General features: G+C 30.2%; 16 protein-coding genes and 2 pseudogenes. 7 read left to right on the top strand and 11 right to left on the bottom strand.

Annotated features, from left to right (window positions below):
- Nucleotides 1-265, bottom strand: a pseudogene (locus tag QZ260_RS13165) (YkgJ family cysteine cluster protein); the annotation flags it as partial.
- Nucleotides 266-286: 21 nt separating this feature from the next.
- On the opposite strand from QZ260_RS13165, the gene QZ260_RS13160 reads away from it, so the two are divergent.
- On the top strand, nucleotides 287-982 hold the full coding sequence (locus QZ260_RS13160; protein WP_295987043.1) for a class I SAM-dependent methyltransferase: 696 nt from the start codon (nucleotides 287-289) through the stop codon (nucleotides 980-982).
- A gap of 222 nt (nucleotides 983-1,204) precedes the next feature.
- On the opposite strand, the gene QZ260_RS13155 is transcribed toward QZ260_RS13160, so the two are convergent.
- Both QZ260_RS13155 and QZ260_RS13150 read right to left on the bottom strand, forming a co-directional pair.
- Nucleotides 1,205-2,932 carry a TonB-dependent receptor gene (locus QZ260_RS13155; protein ID WP_295987041.1) on the bottom strand — a complete coding sequence of 576 codons (1,728 nt, stop codon included), beginning with the start codon at nucleotides 2,930-2,932 and terminating at the stop codon, nucleotides 1,205-1,207.
- Nucleotides 2,933-2,972: 40 nt separating this feature from the next.
- Nucleotides 2,973-5,993 carry a tetratricopeptide repeat protein gene (locus QZ260_RS13150; protein ID WP_295987038.1) on the bottom strand — a complete coding sequence of 1,007 codons (3,021 nt, stop codon included), beginning with the start codon at nucleotides 5,991-5,993 and terminating at the stop codon, nucleotides 2,973-2,975.
- 227 nt (nucleotides 5,994-6,220) lie between these two features.
- Between QZ260_RS13150 and QZ260_RS13145 the strand changes: the two genes are divergently transcribed.
- Genes QZ260_RS13145 through QZ260_RS13130 form a run of 4 tightly spaced genes read left to right on the top strand, consistent with a single transcriptional unit; the run spans nucleotide 6,221 to nucleotide 9,464 of the window.
- The gene (locus QZ260_RS13145) at nucleotides 6,221-6,904 is read left to right on the top strand and encodes an ATP-binding cassette domain-containing protein (protein WP_295987036.1); all 684 of its coding nucleotides are present in this window, start codon (nucleotides 6,221-6,223) and stop codon (nucleotides 6,902-6,904) included.
- A 2-nt stretch (nucleotides 6,905-6,906) separates the two neighbouring features.
- A complete protein-coding gene (locus tag QZ260_RS13140; protein WP_295987033.1) occupies nucleotides 6,907-7,644 on the top strand; it encodes a class I SAM-dependent methyltransferase in 738 nt (245 codons plus the stop codon).
- Complete coding sequence (locus QZ260_RS13135) at nucleotides 7,644-8,534, top strand: glycosyltransferase (protein WP_295987031.1); 891 nt, start codon at nucleotides 7,644-7,646, stop codon at nucleotides 8,532-8,534. Before QZ260_RS13140 ends, QZ260_RS13135 begins: the two co-directional genes overlap by 1 nt.
- Nucleotides 8,535-9,464, top strand: coding sequence for a glycosyltransferase family 2 protein (locus QZ260_RS13130; RefSeq protein ID WP_295987028.1), 930 nt, complete (start codon nucleotides 8,535-8,537; stop codon nucleotides 9,462-9,464). It begins immediately after the preceding gene.
- A gap of 44 nt (nucleotides 9,465-9,508) precedes the next feature.
- On the opposite strand, the gene QZ260_RS13125 is transcribed toward QZ260_RS13130, so the two are convergent.
- The 8 genes from QZ260_RS13125 to typA all read right to left on the bottom strand — a co-directional run bounded on the left by QZ260_RS13125 (nucleotide 9,509) and on the right by typA (nucleotide 19,237).
- A complete protein-coding gene (locus QZ260_RS13125) occupies nucleotides 9,509-10,627 on the bottom strand; it encodes a glycosyltransferase family 2 protein (protein ID WP_295987026.1) in 1,119 nt (372 codons plus the stop codon).
- Complete coding sequence (locus QZ260_RS13120) at nucleotides 10,617-11,912, bottom strand: hypothetical protein (protein ID WP_295987023.1); 1,296 nt, start codon at nucleotides 11,910-11,912, stop codon at nucleotides 10,617-10,619. The genes QZ260_RS13125 and QZ260_RS13120 overlap by 11 nt, the downstream gene beginning before the upstream one ends.
- A gap of 38 nt (nucleotides 11,913-11,950) precedes the next feature.
- Nucleotides 11,951-13,303, bottom strand: a complete 1,353-nt coding sequence (locus QZ260_RS13115; RefSeq protein ID WP_295987021.1) for a sulfatase-like hydrolase/transferase — start codon at nucleotides 13,301-13,303, stop codon at nucleotides 11,951-11,953.
- Nucleotides 13,304-13,545: 242 nt separating this feature from the next.
- Nucleotides 13,546-14,382, bottom strand: coding sequence for a glycosyltransferase family A protein (locus QZ260_RS13110; RefSeq protein ID WP_295987019.1), 837 nt, complete (start codon nucleotides 14,380-14,382; stop codon nucleotides 13,546-13,548).
- Between the two features lie 13 nt (nucleotides 14,383-14,395).
- Complete coding sequence (locus QZ260_RS13105) at nucleotides 14,396-15,655, bottom strand: O-antigen translocase (RefSeq protein ID WP_295987016.1); 1,260 nt, start codon at nucleotides 15,653-15,655, stop codon at nucleotides 14,396-14,398.
- A 63-nt stretch (nucleotides 15,656-15,718) separates the two neighbouring features.
- The gene (locus tag QZ260_RS13100) at nucleotides 15,719-17,020 is read right to left on the bottom strand and encodes an O-antigen translocase (protein WP_295987014.1); all 1,302 of its coding nucleotides are present in this window, start codon (nucleotides 17,018-17,020) and stop codon (nucleotides 15,719-15,721) included.
- 182 nt (nucleotides 17,021-17,202) lie between these two features.
- Nucleotides 17,203-17,436, bottom strand: a complete 234-nt coding sequence (locus QZ260_RS13095; RefSeq protein WP_295987011.1) for a uroporphyrinogen decarboxylase — start codon at nucleotides 17,434-17,436, stop codon at nucleotides 17,203-17,205.
- 1 nt (nucleotide 17,437) lies between these two features.
- Entirely contained in the window at nucleotides 17,438-19,237 is a 1,800-nt protein-coding gene (typA, locus tag QZ260_RS13090; protein ID WP_295987009.1) for a translational GTPase TypA, read from the bottom strand.
- 276 nt (nucleotides 19,238-19,513) lie between these two features.
- Between typA and QZ260_RS13085 the strand changes: the two genes are divergently transcribed.
- Both QZ260_RS13085 and QZ260_RS13080 read left to right on the top strand, forming a co-directional pair.
- The gene (locus QZ260_RS13085) at nucleotides 19,514-19,873 is read left to right on the top strand and encodes a hypothetical protein (RefSeq protein ID WP_295987007.1); all 360 of its coding nucleotides are present in this window, start codon (nucleotides 19,514-19,516) and stop codon (nucleotides 19,871-19,873) included.
- A gap of 49 nt (nucleotides 19,874-19,922) precedes the next feature.
- A pseudogene (locus tag QZ260_RS13080) lies at nucleotides 19,923-20,023 on the top strand (3-deoxy-8-phosphooctulonate synthase); the annotation flags it as partial.

Below are 20,023 nucleotides of genomic sequence, written 5' to 3'. Positions count from 1 at the left end.
AATACTGACTAATAAATTGCTGTGTTTTCATTCTAAAATGTTTCGCAATTCTATCAACATCTTTATCTGTAAATAGTGGGCCAGTTGTTTTACAGCAGTTTGCACACTCCAAACAATCAGTACGCTCGAATTCTTCTTTGTGCAGGTCTTGCATAATATAATCTAAATCTTTTGGTGGTTTCTTTTTTAGCTTCGCGAAGAATTTTTTATTCTCGTTATGTTTATCTTTGGCGAGCTTTGGAAGATTATTGATGATGTCTTGCATGGTGTAAAAATAACATTTTAAATGAAAGACCTTTTCGGAAAAGCTTTATTGGATTTTCAAAATGGAAACTATTCTGAAGATATCATAACATCAACCAATATTTCTGATGAAGATGCCTTACCACTTCCCTATTTGTTTCGAGATTATAAAGACATGCCCAAATTAGAGCAAAAAGCTTTAAAACTTTCCAAAGGCAGTGTTTTAGACGTTGGATGCGGCTCTGGAAGTCATAGCATCTATTTGAAAGAAAAGGGTTTTAAAGTTAAAGCTATTGACATCTCGAAAGGTGCCATAGAAGTTACTAAACAACGTGGCGTTTTACAAGCAGCTATTTTAAATATTTTAGATGAAACTGAAACTTTTGATACTATTCTGCTTTTGATGAATGGAACGGGAATATTTCAAGAATTAACTGAAGTTTCAAAATACTTATCGCATTTAAAAACACTTTTGAAACCTAGTGGACAAATTTTAATTGACTCATCTGACATTAAATATATGTATGAAGATGAAGATGGTGGCTATTGGATGGACATGAATACTAGTTACTATGGTGAACTAGATTACTTTTTGTCTTATAAAGGCGAAAAAGAAACGCCTATGAAGTGGTTGTATTTAGATTTTGAAACTTTAAAATTAGCTTGTGAAACGCTTGGATTGCAATGTGAATTGCTTTTTGAAGGTGACCATTTTGATTATTTGGCACGATTGAGCTAACCTATTGTTAAAACGTACTCAGCGAAATTTCATGATTTTATATTTTACATATTAGCTTTTTAGATAGGCCTGCGTTAAGGATTGCAGAGGAAAGCCCACAACGAGGTACGAGTGAGGACTTGTAACGTAAAGCCTGACCCGATATGGGAACTCCCAAAAACACTTTATAATCTTATACAATTTCATGAGATTCCCGCATTCGCGGGAATGACAAAGAATCGTTTAGAAATCAAACTTATAAGTAGCTCCCGCTAAAAACTGAATACTTTGTACAGGGAAGTTTTGCCATTTTTGGTAAGCATCATTAGCTATATTATTCGCTTTTGCAAATACTGAAAGCTGGTCGTTTATATGATACCCTATATGAGTATTAGCATCAAAATAACTATCTAAAACCACTGTAAATGGCGATGTAATTGTTGTACCGTCATTTAAGAAGAATTGATCCTTACGTTCCCCGATATAAAACAGATTTGCGCCCGCAAACCAATATTCATTAATTTGGTAATCTAAAAATAATGAGCCTTTAATGTCCGGCAGATTCCAAGCTTCAACTTCATCATCTGTAGAATAACTAAAATACTCTGCTTTTATTCCTAATTTAAAATTTCTGTTTACATCAACATTAATCTCTCCTGCCACTCCAAAGGTATCCACATTATCGTAAACCATTCCGAAAGAGTTGCCGTAAGTGTAATCCTCATTTGTTAGTGTAATCTCATTATTTCTAAAAAGTGCTTTGTTTCGATCTGCTAAATAATGACCGCTAACGTTATAACTCATATTACTAGACAACTTTCCTTTTAACCCAACATAGGCATTGTATAATTGATCTGTTGGAGTAATAGATAGTGTTGGTGACACAAAAGGGTTTTCTTTAGCAAAACCGTAATAAGAATTCTGAATTAAACCCCCTTTAATTCCTCCATAAGCAATCAACACATCATTAACTAAGCTATATGTAGCGGTTATGTTTGGATATATATAAAAATTATTATCACCTGATTCCTTATCATTTAAATAATATAAAGAAACTCCTAAATCTAGTGTTAAATCATCTTGTTTTAACTGATAGGTTGATGACAACCCTATTTGAAAGTTTCCATAGTTTAATTGATCATTAGTCACATAGTTTCTATCAAAAGTGCCTCCTAAATAATCAATTTTAAAATCAGTTGAAATTTCGATATCATTAATTGGAACATCTATTTTCGCTTTAGCTATAAATCTATTCTCTCCTGACCCCTGATTATCTCCAAAACGTCTAAATAAGAAGCTTCCAGAATTTATATAAGTATCTTCAAATTCAATTTCACCACCAAAATGGGCGTCAAAAAATGAGTGATCTACTTCAATATTATTATCTTGTGCTTGTGTTATTTGAGATTCTGGTACGCCATACCAATTATACATTTGGTGTTGAAAACCGGCTTTAACATTCCATGCTAAATCTCTTAATCGGCTTGAATAATTCAAATTGATTTTTGAGTTCGAGAAATTGTCATTAAAAGACACCCCTTCAATACCGCCAGCAGATGAATGATGACTGACATAACCCCCAACACTTTCGTTTCTGCTAATAGCATGATTATAATACACTTCGCCTAATACTGTGGTGTAGGTCCCAACACCTAAAGTGGCATAATTGTCAAACAATTTCACTGGAGCTCTTTTTTCTACAACTGCCGCTTTTCCTTTTGCTGGTGTAAAGGTTGAAGCCACTGGGAATGAGAAAATATTATACTTAATTTCTTTTTTTGTTTCAGTTGCTTCATCATCTAAAGACGGTATTTCCTTAACTTTGAAGGCATCGGATATCGTTGGAGCATAAGGTTTAACTACATCAATAACCCCAGTGTTTATGGTGTCTTTTTGAGTTCTTTGTGCAAACCCAATGGAAATGCTTAATAAAAGAATTCCTGTGAAAATATATTTTAATTGCTTACGCATATGCTTTGATTTTCGATTTTTGAATATTGATTGACGATTATTAATCTTCAGCTTGAATAGATGAATTCGTTTTGGCTTCTTCCCTTTTGATTTTACTGAGTTCTGCTTTTGCTTCTGAAATCACATCATCAAACTCTGGAAAATTCTGAATGACACTTTCTAAAATATATGTCGCTTGAAAGGCATCATTTAAAGCATAATAATTTTTAGCCATTAACACTAAGCCTTTGGCACTATAATATTTATATCCAGAAAAATCTTTTGCTAATTTTTGCACTAATGCATTAGAAGCTTTATGCTTGCCTTCTTTAGTTTTAAAATAAGCATTATAGTACAATGCCTCTGCCGCCGTTTCGCCCGTTGCAACACCTTCAACATTAGCATAGGCAGATTTTGCTTTAGATTCATCACCCGTTTTTACAGCAGAACGCGCAATAATAATATGTGCATCACTTTTAATTTTATTATCAATTTTCGAACTTCTTAATACTTTTTCTGCATTAGACACTGCAGCATCATAATTTTCTAATTGATAATGTGCTTTCATTAAATTAGATTGAGCAAATACAATATTTTGCGGGTAGTTCGCTTCTTCCTCTAATCTTTCTAAAATAGGAATTGCTTTATTCCAACTTTTGCTCTCTAAGTAAAACTGAGACAAACGTGATAAGGTTTCTTCTGTGAATTCATTCTGACTTGCATCTACAACAAATTTATAATGTGGTGCAGCATTTTCTAGCAAATCTTTTTTGTAATACAATTGTGCAACATAAAAATGCGATTGTAACGTATGAATTCCATTTGGAAATTGATTAAGGTATCCATTAAACTGTTTTATGGCTTTATCTGTGTTATTGTCCAAATATTGCTTTTCAGCAGATTCGTAGGTGGTGTTATCCAAATCGACATCGGTTACTTCAACATAGTCAAGTTGCTTTACCCATTTGGCATAATCATCAACACGCCCTAAATCAATGTAAATTAATCTAGCTGTTGAAACGGCTTGTAACGCTTCTGGAGTTCCTGGATAATCCCCAGCTACTTTTTTGAATTTGATTAATGCGCTTTCATTTTCACTTCCATTGTAATACACTAATCCTTGTCGCAGTAATGCTTTAGGCACAAACGAACTCACTCTATACTCACTACTTAGCTGATTGTAGGCCTTCATAGCTTTATCCGTTTCATTTGCTTTCACATAAGAATTACCAAGTTCGTAAAGTGCATCGTCTCTTAATTTTGATTTAGGATAATCTGAAATAAACTGCTCTAATCCTTTTATTTTTTTTGATGATTGCCCCGTATATCCAACACTTATTGTTTTTTGAAACGCAGGATAATCAGAGTCTATTTCATTTAATTGAATCGCTTTTTCATAAGCAGAAATGGCTCTTTGGTATTGGCTTGACACAAAATGACCATCACCTAATCTTAAATAAGCATCATTCAGTCTTACTTTATCTTCTCTTTTATTTGAAGTAAATTGATTAAAGTATTCTGTAGCTTTTCCATAATTCTTCAGTTTGAAATATGTATAAGCTAGATTATAATTAATATTTTCAATTTCTGGTGTTGACGAAGCTCCTGTTTGCTGTTGAAATTGTTTGAAGCCAATGAGCGCATCATCATAATTGGTTAAATTATAATCAGTCTCCGCCTTCCAAAAAGTTGCTCTAGCTGTATATTTTGGATCTTGTGATTCTTTTAAAGATCCATTAAAAAGTAATTCTGCCTCTTGATAATCGCCTTCATTATAAAGTTCTAAGCCTCTATAAAACGTTACTTTTTGATAAGCCACTTTATTTTCAAAACTCTTTTTACTTTCCAGTAATTTTAAAGCTTCCTTATAATTTTTTGAAGTGATGTAAGAATCAATCAAAAGCGTTTCTATTTCTTCCTTATAACTGGTATCAGGATATTTTTCTAAATAACCCACTAAAACCTGAGGTGCCGATTGATACGGATTCCCAATTTCATAACTAATTTTCGCGTAGTTCAACCAGGCATCTTCTTGAATTTTTAAATCGTAATCCATTTGAGACGCATTTCTAAACGCATTTAAAGCTTCTTGCTTTTTATCTAATTTGATATAACTTTCTCCTAAATGGTAGTAGGCGTTTTGAGATATAGAATTGTTCCCGCCCACTATTTTATTAAATTCTGAAATGGCATTTTCATAATCCTTTTGTTTATAAGAGGCAAAGCCTAATTGATAAAAATCGGTATTATTCCACTTCCCCCTTTTTCCTTTATATTCCTTTAAATAAAGAATGGCTTCAGCATATTTCTCCAAATTAAAGTAGCTTTCACCTATAATTTTAGATAGCTCTGAAACTTCATCCAAATCGCTAGACTTCAATCGTTCTTTTGCTAGTTCGATAGCCCTATCAAATTTCCCTAATTTGAAGTTTAAATCAGCTTGATAATAGGATAGTTTCTCTTTGTAACGCTCTTGATCGCTTACTTGATCAAAATATTCATTTGCTCTATCATAATCGTCGCCTTCATAAGCCATAAAGCCAATGTAGTATTTAGCTTGTGAGCCAAATTCTGCCGAATTCTCAACACGACTTAAATACTTTTTAGCTTCTTTATACTGTTTTGTTGAAAAGGCAGTATAACCATTATTAAAATTAAATTTTTCACGCTCTTTTCTTCCAAGAGCCTCTTCATCTACTTTATTATACCATTTTCGAGCATAAGCATATTTTGAATTCTCAAAATAATAGTCGGCAACATTAACAAAAGCGGTATTCCTTTTTGTGCTAGTTGGATATTCTTTTACAAAATTCTCAACTAACTGATCTGCATTTTGCTGATTTAATCGTACTGCACAATTAGCAATATAGTAGGCACAATTAGATTGCAAAATATTTTCTTCTGCTGTTTTTATAACACTGCTAAACATGGACTGAGCAGCTCGGTATTGTTGATTATTATAAAGTGCCAATGCTTTTTGATAATCTACTAAATCACTTGTATATGTTGCAGATTGCTGCGCTAGAATTTGAAAACTAAAACTTACAGCAAGTACTAATGAAACGATACTTTTCTTAGTCATTTAGGATTAATTTATAAATTTAAATCAAAGATAATTCAAACTAAAAGCTATAACGTAATAATCATGCCATAATTATAAATCTAGTTATTAAATATGAGAAAAATATTGATACAGTAGATTGAAGATAGAAGTTTTGGTTGCAACTATTTTAAACTTTTTGCGTTTAACTTTTACTTTCAATTTTTAAATAATACATTTACAACAGTCAAAAAGAACCCTGTTTATTTATGTCAAAACCCATTTTACAACTAAAAGACGCTTCTATTTTTCAAGGTGAAAGCTTAGTGCTTTCTAATGTAAATGTGGAAATTAACAAAGGTGATTTTGTTTACTTAATTGGAAAAACAGGCACAGGAAAAAGTAGTTTTATGAAAACGCTATATGGTGATTTACTATTAACAGAAGGTGAAGGACATATTGTTGATTTCGATTTAAAAAATCTTAAAGAAAAAGAAATTCCTTTTTTAAGACGAAAACTGGGCGTGGTTTTTCAAGATTTCAAATTACTTAATGATAGAACAATTAACAACAATTTACTCTTTGTTCTAAAAGCTACAGGCTGGAAAGATAAAGACAAGATGAAAATTCGAGTTGAGGAGGTTTTAACCAAAGTTGATATGAAAACTAAAGGGTTTAAATTTCCGCATGAACTTTCTGGGGGTGAACAACAACGTGTAGCCATTGCGAGAGCTTTACTAAATGATCCTGAACTTATACTAGCTGATGAACCCACTGGAAATTTAGATCCGCAAACTAGTGTTGAAGTTATGGAAGTACTTCAAGAAATAAATAAAAATGGCAATACCATACTCATGGCTACTCACGACTATGCTTTGCTTCTAAAATATCCTAGTAAGACATTGAAATGTGATGAGAATGCGGTTTATGAGGTTGTACAACGCAAAGGATAATTATGTATAGCTTTATAAAAAAGAGTATAAAATCTATTATTCCGAAGCAATTCTTAATTAAAAATGAATTATTTTTTAGATATTTTTATGGTGTTTTCTACTTAGGCAATAAACACCAATGTAATATTTGCAAAAAGAAATTACGTGCTTTTGTTAAATTGGAAAATAAAGATTTATTGTGTCCGTTTTGTGGTAGTTTATCGAGAAATCGAAGACTCTGGACATTAGTTAATGAAGATCATGCTCTTAAAGGAAATTTACTCCACTTTTCACCTTCAAGAAACCTTTATAGAAGATTAAAAAAAGACAAAAACATAAATTATTATAGTACTGATTTTGAAGATGAGTTTCTAGCAAATTATAAATTTGATATTACTAGTATTATGCAAAGCGATGCTACTTTTGACACTATCATTTGTTATCACATCTTAGAACATATTATGGATGACCAAAAGGCAATCGCAGAATTATATCGTGTTTTGAAACCAAATGGTAATATTTACATTCAAACACCGTTTAAAGAAGGTGAGATATATGAAGATGATTCGATAATATTACCTAAAGAGCGATTAAAACATTTTGGTCAGGATGATCATGTTCGAATTTATTCTAGAAATGGACTAAAAAATAGGTTAAATAAAAATGGGTTTAAAGTGAAACAAAAAAATTATCAATTAAAAGAAGACGATTATCACTTCGGTTTTAAATCGCCTGAAACTATTTTAATTGCAAAAAAATAATGCTTTCAATTTTAATTCCTACATATAATTATAATGTTTATCCTTTTGCATGTCAGATAGAAAAGCAGGCTATAAAATCTAAAATAGATTTTGAAATTATTTGTTTTGATGATGGTTCTAACTCTATAATTAATTTGGAGAATAAGAAGATTAATTCACTTATAAATTCCCAGTTCATAGCTCGAAAAAACAATATTGGTTTAAGTAATATCAGGAACGCTTTGGCGGAAGCTTCAAAATATAGCAACTTATTATTTATTGATGGTGATTCTTTATTACCAAATGAACAATTTATTATCAGATATAAAAAAGCGTTAAAAGAAAATACAGATATTGTTTATGGTGGCAGAATTCACCCTAAAAAGGTAGATGCCAACAGAAAACTCCGATGGAAATATGGGATTTTCAGAGAAGATTCCACTGCTAACCAACGAAATAAAAATATTTACAAAAATGTACTTTTTAATAATACTTTGATTAAAAAAAAATTATTTAATTCTATTGGTTTTGAAAAAAGCATCTCTAAATATGGGCACGAAGACACAGTTTTCGCCTATAAATTAAGTAAAACCAAAGCTTCTATTTTACATATTGACAATCCTGTTTTACATGGGGATGTGGATTTAAACCAAGTTTATTACCAAAAAACACACCAATCATTGAAAAACTTAGATTCTATTTATAAAACCAAAATGATAGAGCCAGAATTCACAACATTCTTAAAGGTTTTTATGAAATTAGAAAAATTCAAATTAAACTATCTTTTCGCACTTTTTTATAAAATATTATCACCTTTTTTCACCTTTAATTTGACCTCTAAGTATCCTTCATTGTATGTTTTTGAATTATTTAGATTAAGTTACTTTTGCAATATTAATTTAAAAAAATAAATGCCTTTTTTCTCTGTAGTCATACCATTATATAATAAAGAGAATTTAATTGAGCAGACCATTTCTGGCTTGTTAGATCAGTCTTTTACAGATTTTGAGGTTATAATAGTTAATGATGGATCTACTGATAATAGCTTAGAAAAAATAAATCATCTAATTGATAACAGATTCAAAATTATAAATCAAGACAACAAAGGGGCCTCTTTCGCTAGAAATATAGGCATTGAAAACTCAAATGGGAATTATATAGCACTATTAGATGCTGACGATTATTGGAATACAAATCATTTAGTAGAATTAAAAAAACTTATTGAAACTTTTCCAAATGCAGGTTTATATTGTAATAACTACCAAATCTATTATACCAAAGATGTAGTACGTCCCGCAAATTTTAATTTTAACAAAGATTGCTTAATAGTAGACGACTTTTTTAAAGCCAGTTTAACGAACTCCCTAGCATGGACTTCGGCTGTAGGATTCACAAAAGAAAAATTTTATACTGTTGGCTGTTTTAATACAACATTAAAAACTGCACAAGATTTAGATTTATGGATTAAAATGGCATTAAAATATGATGTCGCTTTTAACCCTAAAATAACCATGTCTTACAAATCGTATGTAGATAACAGTTTATCAAAAAGCAAGTACAATGACATTAGATATGAATTCATTAATAATTTCTCAAAAGAAGAAAAAGAAAACCCTTCATTAAAACTATATTTAGATATAAACCGATATGCCGTAGCAATAAGATGCAAGCTAAATAATGAAAAAGAGCTTTACCAAAAGCTGAAATCTGAGATTGATTATAGTAATTTAAACTTTAAGCAAAAACTACTCTTAAATAGTCCAGAAATTATTTTAAAGACCTTTAAAAAGATACATGAAATTTTGGTTAAAAACGGAATTTATTTTTCTGCGAATAGATAAATTGAAATTAGTCGTTACTGAACATAAACAAACTATAAGGCTCTTTACTTTTCTTCTTTTAAACCTAAAATACTAAAAAAGAAACTAAATAATATCGTTTGAATTCCTAATACCACAATTACTGTTGCTGGCACTATTACTTTTAAAGTCCTCTCCATACTACCCATTCTATCTTTAAAGCCCAAATAATAAAGAACAACACCAATTACTGTTAATAGAATACCCAGAATAACGCCTCTTTCTAAAGTGAAATAAACAAATAGGTTATCGTAACTTTTTTTTCTTGGTATAAGTCCATGGTTAGTAGCATAAATTTTGGTTAATGCATAAAAAATCACAAATTGAAAACTAATTAAAAACAAGCCTGCAAAAAGTGGTATCCATTTAAGGTTCAAAGTATCTGTAGCAAACAAAATGTATAAAGCACCAAATATGCCCGTTAGCATGCACAAGAAACCTGGTATTAAGAACAACCATTTTGGGCTATATAATAACAAAAATCTTAAATGCCTCCAACCGTCAGGGAAAGTTCTTAAATGTGCTTTTCTATTTCTTCCAGCAGGAAAAACTGTTGTAGGCACCTCAGTTATATTAAGATTTAACAACGACGCTTTAACTATAATTTCTGAAGCGAATTCCATTCCCGTTGTAGACAAATTCATTTTATTATAAGCTGTCCTAGTAAACCCTCTCAAACCGCAATGAAAATCTCCTAAATTAGTTTTAAAAAACAAATTACCAATAAAAGTTAATATTGGATTACCAACATATCGATGCAAAAAAGGCATAGAATCTTTTTTATTTTCACCTCTAAAACGATTTCCCATCACTAAATCAGAACTAGCTCGTAAATTATCAATAAATAGATTTAGGTTCAGAATATCATGACTATCGTCAGTGTCTGCCGTAATAATGTATTTTCCTTTAGAAGCTTCTATGGCTCCCCTAGATGCATTGCCATATCCTTTTTTAGCAACATTTACAACAATAGCTCCTAATTTTTTAGCAATGGCTTGAGAACCATCAGTACTTCCGTTATCTCCTATTACAACTTCACCTTCAATGCCATTAGCTTTCATAAAAGTTTGAGCTTTTTTTATGCACGCAGCAATAGTTTCTGCTTCATTTAAGCATGGCATTACTATAGATAATTCAGGATTCACTTAGCTTTTGGTTTTTAAAAATTTCGTTTAACAATATTATAAACGTTGCAAAAATAACCCAATCAAAATAAAAAATATAGCGTTTAATAGAATGAATAACTAAAGCTATAAGTGTATTATTAGCAAGCATAAACAAAGTAGCAATAATAATAAATTTATAAATATTTTTATTGGACTTTATTAAGTTAAACAAGCCATAAAATAATAATACAAAAAAGAAAAGCATTTGCTTAGAAGAGCCAAAAGAATTAGTAAGGTTCTTCGAAAAAACCTTTAACCAAGTCATAAAATTTTGTTTTATTAATGGTCCAATCATTTTAGAGCACAAAGTATTCAAAGCAATATTTTGTTCAATAAAATTAAGTCCTTTCGCTTCGTAATAATCCAAACCTAAGTCATAAATCCTTCTATTACATATTTCAGGAAAGTTGTATTGATAAAATAAATAATCATCTTGGCCAATACTTATGTTTTGGTTTCGTGTTAATTTTGCTTCTTTTAAACTGCTATAAATCAAATTAAAATAAACTTTTTCATCATTATTAGTAAAAAGATTTATATCACTTTCATTAGCTATATAAAATGGAGATGCTATAAAATGCACATAGTTCATAGCGTTGTTTTCAAAATGACCAAACACTATTTTATTATATACTCTTTCGGTAAAACTGGTCAATATTGGTATAACTATTAAAATAGCCAAAAAATAAAACTGATTAACAAAAGATTTCTTCTTAAAAATTATATAACTAACTATTAAAATTAATGCCGCAATTAAAGCTAAAAATTGCCCTCTCGTTAAAATTAAAACAAACAATAGAATACTGATTTTATATAGATACTTTAAGTTCTCTTCAACAAACATTCTTAAAGTTAAGGCAAATATCACCAAGAAGATAGGGTACGTTAAAGCTTCACTTAATATGGCGCTACCGAGATTATGCACATATACGCATGGCGCTAGACAAATGAGTTGGATAATTAAAATACCCACTTTATGTATATGAAATAGTCGTTTTAGAGTTTTTACAAAAAAGTGAATTCCAAATGCTATAATTAGATATTGCGTTATAACAACTGGTAATTCAAAATAGGCCCCAAAAGTACTAGTAAAAATTTTCAGAAAAATACAATAAGCAGGACTATGATTAAAAGCCATATCTACAAATGTGTAACTATCTGGCAAATAAATGGGGCCCTTTGCCATTACTAAAACACCTATAATAGCATAAATGCTTATATAAATCATGTCAGTGAACAGAAATCGTTTGTTTATTGGTTTCAATACTTATTTTTATTTTAAATCTAATTATCTCAAATAATCTAATCAAAAAAAGTATCATAATTAATCGTATCCTTAATTATGCGTTTGCGATCTATAAAATCATGACTAAATATACTACGAGACCTTTCAACTTCTTTTGCCGAAATATCTAATAAGTCTGCAATAGAATGAAATAAATCGTCAATCATATATTTTCTATCCTCAACAAAATATAATTTATTAGATTCTTCGAATTTTTGTGATTGCCATAGAAAAAAAGGAATATCAAACATTTCCTGAGAATAAATATCTTCATTATGTCCTGCCATATCTAAATCACTATACATTTCTTCTGCATGGTCTGAAAAATACAAAGCAAAACTTTTGGAATTCAAACTATCCAATTTTGAAATTACTTCAGAAATTATAAAATCGTTATACAAGATAGCATTATCATAATGATTTATTTTATAAAAACTTTCTTCAGATTTGAAATTTGTTTTAGGCTCATCATTGAACTTACTAAAAGACTCTGGATACCTGTTTTCATAATGATGATGTGTCCCCATCATGTGAATAAAAACTACCTTCTTTTTTGCCTCATTATTTATTACTTCATTAAACTCATTCAAAAGTTCTCCATCTAAAACTGTACTGTTTCCAGCTACTGTTGTGGTTAAAAATTTATGCTTTTTTGATGACAAACTAATTTTTGTTATTAGGCTCTCAAAAGGTCCAATTGGTCTTTGGTTTGATAGCCAATAAGTTTCAAAACCCACACTATTTATTAGCTGAATAATGGATCCTTTGGATATTCGTTCTGGAGTTTCATAATTACCTAAAGTTAGAATCTTTGTTAAAGCAGCTACAGAATAAGCATGAGGACTGACTGCGTCCTTATAAATTAATAATTGGTCCTTAATTTCACTCAGCCCGGGTGTGGTTTCTCTGTAATAACCATATATTCCCATATGAGAGCGAGATGTAGACTCACCTATAATAACAACATATGTTTCATCTTCATCATCATTTGAGAATCTTGAAACACTATTAAAATCACCTATTTTATTGTTTTTATAATCTCCCAAACTTTTAGACTCATTATAATATTCTATACCAGATTTTAGTATTAAATAAGGCAGATTAAAACGAATAAGCGATGATTGTCTTACGAATAGAATAATAACTAAAAATAAAAATGCCATTTTAAATTTAGTTGCTTTTGAATAATGTAAAATTGCTTCGTAATCCTTTTTACTTTTAAATAGTATAAGAAGCATTATTACTAAGAAAACAAGAGTACACAGTAATACAGAAGCATCAATATAAAAGCTCAAAAATTCTTTACTTTCATCTGCATTAGTATCTAAAGCAACAAATATAGCCGAAGAACTAAAAGATGTTTGAAACAAATAATAATAGATAGTTTCGAGATAAAGGCATATAGAAAAAAAGATATAGGATAATCTAAAGTAATAGCTTTTAATCTTAAGACTATTAAAAAAATAAAGAGGACAAACTAATGCTAAAGCAAAAAAGAGATTCTCCAATAAATTAAAAAAAACAAATAAAGTTATTTTATTAAAAAAGACTTCAAATAAAAAAGCAAATACGATTAAAGAAGCGTATTTTAAAAAAAAATTAATAAAAATTCTCATAACTTTTTACTAAGGCTTTTACAATTATTAATAGCTATAACACCCACTCGAAATTTTTTAATAATATCTTTAAAACCAATAACTTTATGTATTAGTAAATAGAATAAATACTTTGCCAAAAGTAAGTAACTAAAACTTTTAAAATCAAGATAGTTAAGCGCAGATATTGTTTTTACATAATTATCACTCCCTATATCACTTGTTGATCGTTCTAAAGCATGTTTTACTATAGTTTGATTTTCAAAACAAATAATTAAACCTCTCTGTAAGGCATCTTTTAAGAACAAGTATTCCTCACCAGAGTTAAAATAACTTCCCAACCCAAAAAGCGTATTAAACTTCATATTATTATTAACTATGGCCTCCCTTTTAAAAGTCATTTCTATTGACGATGTTGGCTTAATATTATTTCTGGTTAATAAGCGTTTAGAGGTCTCTGGGTACGTTTTATAATCTTCTCCTGTAAATGTATCAATCTTAAATAGAATTATTGAAGCATGTTTAAAATGGTGGTATGCCTCTTTAACAATCTCATCAAAATCTTTTACATACTCAACATCATCATCAGCTATTAAACAAATATCTCCAATAGCATTCTTAATTGCTAAATTTCTACTTTTTGAAAGCCCCGTTTCATAAGTATTAATGACTCGTATATTTTCAAAATTAGAAACACATTCATGTCCCAGTTTAGTTTGATTTATAATTAAGAGACTTAAATTTCCTAATTTATTATGAGGAAACATCTTTTCTATGAACGACAATGATGTTCTATTCATTGTAGCGATTAAAACTTCAAGAACAAGATTAGTATTTGACGTGGCCTCTTTCATATTTTTCACGATGCTAAAACACTCTTTTTCCTCCAATAAAATTAGGCCTTAAAATGAAAATCACAACAAACAAAAACAAAATATACCTAACAAAATGAGCAATAACAACGCCATCTGTTCCATAAATATCTATAAAATAAACTGAAAATCCATAAAACATTAAAACGGATAACACTTCAGTAAAAATAAAATAACCGATTCGCTTTTTAGCTATAAATTGATAAGATAAGACAATAGCAACAAACTTGATTAAATCTCCTAATAATTGCCATTTAAATAAACTCGCCATATCTAAAAACTCACTTGTATATAATGTTTTAATGATGAATTCTCTCAAAAGAAAAACTACCAGCATTCCAGTAATAAGTAAAGGCAATAACATTTTATAAATCTTTACTACTTCTTTTCTAAAATCGAAGCTATTGTTGATTTTTGCATATACCGGTAAAATATACAACGGAAAAATTGCCGCAGAAAATTGCATATATACTCTAGAAATAGAATTCATGGCGGTCCAATATCCCGCTTCTGCTTTACTTGTTTTATCTTCTATTAAGTGTCTCACCGCAACATCGGTAAAATTAACAAGAAAAATGACAACCAAAGTCATTAAGCTGTATGACAACAATTTGTTTTTAAAGTTTAGTTTAAATGATATATCTTTTAAATCAATAAACTTTTTATAGGTTTTAGCACTAAAGATAATATATATCAAAAATTGCACAAAAGGAATTGTACTAATGGCAATCAAACTTCCAATAATACCCAATTTAATAGTAAGAAACACAATTAATAAAGTACTGGTAACGACAACAATTAAACCTATTTTAGAAAATAACTTATAAGCAGACAAACCATTTAATAAAGAATATAAAATACCATTGACTCCCATAAAAGGTATTAGAAATGCCAAAACCTTGAAGATGTAGCTGTAGTTTTCATTAACACCAAAAACAGCATCACTAAGCGCACTAGACCAGAAAAATAAAATAATAAAAGACACAACTGAAGCTAAAGCTGATAAGACAAAAACTGTTGAAAATAAATTGTTGAGTTGTTTTTTATCGTCTTTATTCTCAGAAATATACTTAACCAATCCATTGGATGTACCTAATATTGAAAACTGTTCAAAAAAGAGTACTATATTTTTTAGGTTACCAACTATGGCAATTCCTTCAGCTCCAATGAAAATAGCTAAAACCTTCTGAGAGGCTAAGGAAAATAACATCTTAACTAAAACTAATAACGTATTGGTAGAAGTTACCTTTAACAATAGATTGTTTTTTATGAAACTTGGTGTTTTCAATAGTTAAGATGGATAAATTAATAAATGCATTTATTTATTTTCGCTTTCCAAACGAAAAAGAGAACTTCCAAAAATGAGTAAAATAATACCATAATACATAATATAACTAACAAAATGAGCAATTACGGCGCCTTCAACATCATCAAACAAATCAATAAAATAAACACTTGTCGTGTATAAAACAATCATCAAGAACGCTTCCGTTAATATGTAATGCCAAAACATTTTCTTAGCCAAAAGCTGATAAGCAATTACTATAGACAATATCTTTATAAAATCACCTAATAATTGAAATAAGAACAAATCTTCAACAGGTTTAAATTCCTCAGAAAATATTCCAATTACAATATAATGTTTTAGTAAATAAATGAATAAAAAGCCACCAACTAAAAAAGGCATTATCGTTTTATAAAAACTAATAACTTCTTTTTTAAATTCTTTGGTATCATTTATTTCTGCAAATCGAGGTAAAAGATATAAGGCAATTAAAGAACTAACAAACATTAAATAATAGTTGGATATTCTTGTCATAGCCTCCCAAAAGCCAGCATCTTTGTAACCTATATTTTCAATAATATACGATCTAATAAGAATAGCAACACACGGCAGTAGAACTGCGGAAAAAAGTGCCATTAATGAATATGGACTTAATTTTTTAAATATACTATAACTAACCTGACTAACTTTTATCTGTGAGACTAAGCTTTTTCTATTAATGATTCCAACCAGAGTGATTAAAAATATTAATGATTCTGCAATAACTACGGATATTAAAGCCCCATCAATCTTGTTTTGATAAATTAAAAGTAATGCAATAGAAACGCTTAGTACCTGACCAATAATATTAATTATAATAAGAATTTTATACTTTGAAAACCCATTCATTATAGAAAATGAAAACATATTTAAAGCATAAAACGGGAGTACATAAGCAAAAATCCGAATGACATAAGCGTAATCGTTGTAGGTTGGGAATATAATGTCATTAATCCACTCTGCCCTGAAATAACAAAAGAACGAAACAATAATCGTAGAAATAAAACCCATGTAGTAAACAGTAGAAAGGGTTCTACTGAGTTTTACGGCATCATCCTTAAAATCAGATACATACTTAACCGTACCTTTATAAAAACCAAGTGTAGCAACCGTTTGAAAAGAACTCACAAAGTTTCTTAAATTACCTATCAACGCCAAACCTTCAGCCCCAATAAACACGGCAATTGCCTTTGATGCTAATATTCCGGCTATTATTCTGGTTAGTACTGAAGCGGTTTGTAAAGAGGTTATTTTTACTAAAACCTTACTGTTTATATAATCTATTAATTTTTTCAATTAATATATGATTTCCTTGCTTATTTACTTTCTATAATAAGCTCATGTCTTGTAAGGACATTAAAGAACATATTATTTTTATACAATTTCATGTAGATATCAAATATACAAAATCATTTTACTTTTATGTATTTTCATTTATAATACCACAAGTAATTATAGCATGAAATTTAAGCATAAAACTAATTTCCCTTCTTTAAAATGTAATATATATTAATACAGAATATAGCTATATTAGTAATAATTATTGGTTTAGAAATAGGTTGAAGTACAATCCCATAAAACACAAATAGTAAACACCCGAAGGAGTTTACTATGCGCAAATTATTAACCGATTTCATTAAAAACGAGATCAAAACAGTTGCCATAGCGGCATACCCGATCCACTCTACCCATGAAATCCCTAAAAATTCCATATTATATTGATTTGTAACGTTTACGATCTACTTCCGTTAAATAGATTTTACGTAAACGTAAAAAATTTGGAGTTACCTCAACATATTCATCTTTCTGAATATATTCTAAAGCTTCTTCTAGAGAAAATTTAATTGCTGGAACAATCTTCGCTTTATCATCCGCTCCAGAGGAACGAACATTACTCATCTTTTTAGTTTTGGTAATATTAACAGTCATGTCATCACCACGCGAGTTTTCTCCAATTACTTGACCTTCGTAAATATCTTCTCCTGGATCAACAAAAAACTTACCTCTATCTTGCAATTTATCAATAGAATAAGGAATAGCTTGACCTTTTTCCATTGATACTAAAGAACCATTTTGACGTTCAGGAATCCCACCTTTTAGTGGCTGGTATTCTTTAAAACGATGGGCCATAATTGCCTCGCCAGCAGTTGCAGTTAATAACTGGTTACGTAAACCAATAATACCTCGTGATGGCACCATAAATTCACAAACCATACGTTCACCTTTAGCTACCATACTTAACATTTCACCTTTACGCATTGTAACCATTTCAATGGCTTTACCAGAAACTGTTTCTGGTAAATCTATAGTCATCTCTTCAATTGGCTCACATTTTACACCATCAATTTCTTTGATGATTACTTGTGGCTGTCCTATTTGCATTTCGTAGCCTTCACGACGCATTGTTTCTATTAAAACGGATAAGTGTAATACTCCACGTCCAAAAACAATAAACTTATCGGCGCTATCAGTAGGTTCTACTTTAAGTGCTAAGTTTTTTTCTAATTCTTTAGCTAAACGATCTTTAATATGACGAGATGTTACATATTTTCCATCTTTCCCAAAGAAAGGCGAATCATTAATTGTAAATAACATACTCATAGTAGGTTCATCAATAGCAATTGTTTTTAAACCTTCAGGGTTTTCCCAATCGGCCACTGTATCGCCAATTTCAAAACCTTCAAGACCAACAATAGCACAAATATCTCCTGTTTGTACACTATCAACCTTTAAACGACCTAAACCTTCAAAAACGTGAAGTTCTTTAATTTTAGATTTTTGTATACTTCCATCTCTTTTTACCAAAGAAATGTTTTGACCAACTTTTAACTCACCTCTCATTAAACGTCCTATAGCAATTCTCCCCGTAAATGATGAAAAATCTAAAGAAGTAATTAACATTTGTGTAGTTCCTTCTTCAATTTTCGGAGCAGGAATATGCTCAATAACCATATCTAATAAAGGCTCTATATTTTCAGTTTCATCTTTCCAATCATCACTCATCCAATTGTTCTTTGCAGAACCATAAACCGTTGGAAAATCTAATTGCCACTCTTCTGCACCTAGTTCAAACATCAAATCAAAGACTTTCTCATGAACTTCATCGGGTGTACAGTTTTCTTTATCCACTTTGTTTATTACCACACACGGTTTTAAACCTAAATCAATCGCTTTCTGCAATACAAAACGCGTTTGTGGCATTGGGCCTTCAAAAGCATCCACTAACAATAACACACCATCAGCCATATTTAGAACACGCTCTACTTCTCCACCAAAATCGGCGTGACCAGGCGTATCTATAATATTTATTTTTGTGTCTTTGTAAACTACAGAAACATTTTTAGATGTAATTGTAATTCCTCTTTCACGTTCTAAATCGTTGTTATCTAGAATCAAATCACCAGTATTCTGATTGTCTCTAAACAGTTGACAATGATACATGATTTTATCAACCAACGTTGTTTTACCGTGATCTACGTGTGCAATAATTGCAATGTTTTTAATATTAGCCATAATAGACGCCTTGTTTTAAGCGTGCAAAGGTACGTTAATTTCTGTATAAAATCTTAAACTTATTTAATTATTAAAATTGCGGTTTTTATGAATTCATCTGTAGGTTATGAAACCATCCATTTACAAGCTAACCAATTGATAATTAATAACTTTATAGTTGACGTTTTGAAGTGTTAAAATTTCTGAAGTTAAAGTTAATAAAATGTTATACTGAATACATCGGATAATTTCTAGTCGTATCTTACGTTATCCAATTTAACGGTTAATAGCAAACTGATGGAAACAATTAGTAAATACTCAAAATTTGTGCCTTACCTCTATTTTTTAGCGGTAATAGCCTACTGGTTCACAGACGTCAACCAAAGTAAGGGCATAACAGCCTATCCAATTCTCTTGTTTGGAATCCCATTTTTATGGCAATTATTTAAACCAAACAGAAAGTTAAATTTCACATTAGGCATTTCATTTGTATGCTTATCATCGTACTTGATTGTGGTCTACTTATCTGATGTATTTAATATCGTAAACATCTCAAGCCAAGCAAAACAATTTATGGTTTATGGTGGTGTTTTTGTTATTGCCAATTTTGTGATGGCTTTATGGATGATTAGAAATAGTCTCAACAGAAGCTTTTAATACAGTCGTGATTTGTATCTTTGCTGCTGAAATTTGAAATTTGAAGCACATGCAATTATCTGACGTACCTAAACTAAAACACACCAATTCAAACAACTTCTTTCTACTTTGTGGACCTTGTGCCATTGAGAGTGAAGATATGGCTTTACG

Origin of the sequence: uncultured Algibacter sp. (assembly GCF_905480415.1) — a bacterium.
Taxonomy (GTDB): domain Bacteria; phylum Bacteroidota; class Bacteroidia; order Flavobacteriales; family Flavobacteriaceae; genus Algibacter_B.
The sequence above is the reverse complement of the archived record's forward strand: the minus strand, read 5'-3'. Positions and strand labels throughout refer to the sequence as shown.

Excerpts from the sequence above, each read along its gene's own strand:
- QZ260_RS13155 (WP_295987041.1), bottom strand. The coding sequence starts at position 2,932 with ATGCGTAAGCAATTAAAATATATTTTCACAGGAATTCTTTTATTAAGC.
- QZ260_RS13130 (WP_295987028.1), top strand. The coding sequence starts at position 8,535 with ATGCCTTTTTTCTCTGTAGTCATACCATTATATAATAAAGAGAATTTA.
- QZ260_RS13110 (WP_295987019.1), bottom strand. The coding sequence starts at position 14,382 with ATGAAAGAGGCCACGTCAAATACTAATCTTGTTCTTGAAGTTTTAATC.
- QZ260_RS13150 (WP_295987038.1), bottom strand. The coding sequence starts at position 5,993 with ATGACTAAGAAAAGTATCGTTTCATTAGTACTTGCTGTAAGTTTTAGT.
- QZ260_RS13135 (WP_295987031.1), top strand. The coding sequence starts at position 7,644 with ATGCTTTCAATTTTAATTCCTACATATAATTATAATGTTTATCCTTTT.
- QZ260_RS13085 (WP_295987007.1), top strand. The coding sequence starts at position 19,514 with ATGGAAACAATTAGTAAATACTCAAAATTTGTGCCTTACCTCTATTTT.
- QZ260_RS13160 (WP_295987043.1), top strand. The coding sequence starts at position 287 with ATGAAAGACCTTTTCGGAAAAGCTTTATTGGATTTTCAAAATGGAAAC.
- typA (WP_295987009.1), bottom strand. The coding sequence starts at position 19,237 with ATGGCTAATATTAAAAACATTGCAATTATTGCACACGTAGATCACGGT.
- QZ260_RS13145 (WP_295987036.1), top strand. The coding sequence starts at position 6,221 with ATGTCAAAACCCATTTTACAACTAAAAGACGCTTCTATTTTTCAAGGT.
- QZ260_RS13140 (WP_295987033.1), top strand. The coding sequence starts at position 6,907 with ATGTATAGCTTTATAAAAAAGAGTATAAAATCTATTATTCCGAAGCAA.
- QZ260_RS13095 (WP_295987011.1), bottom strand. The coding sequence starts at position 17,436 with ATGGAATTTTTAGGGATTTCATGGGTAGAGTGGATCGGGTATGCCGCT.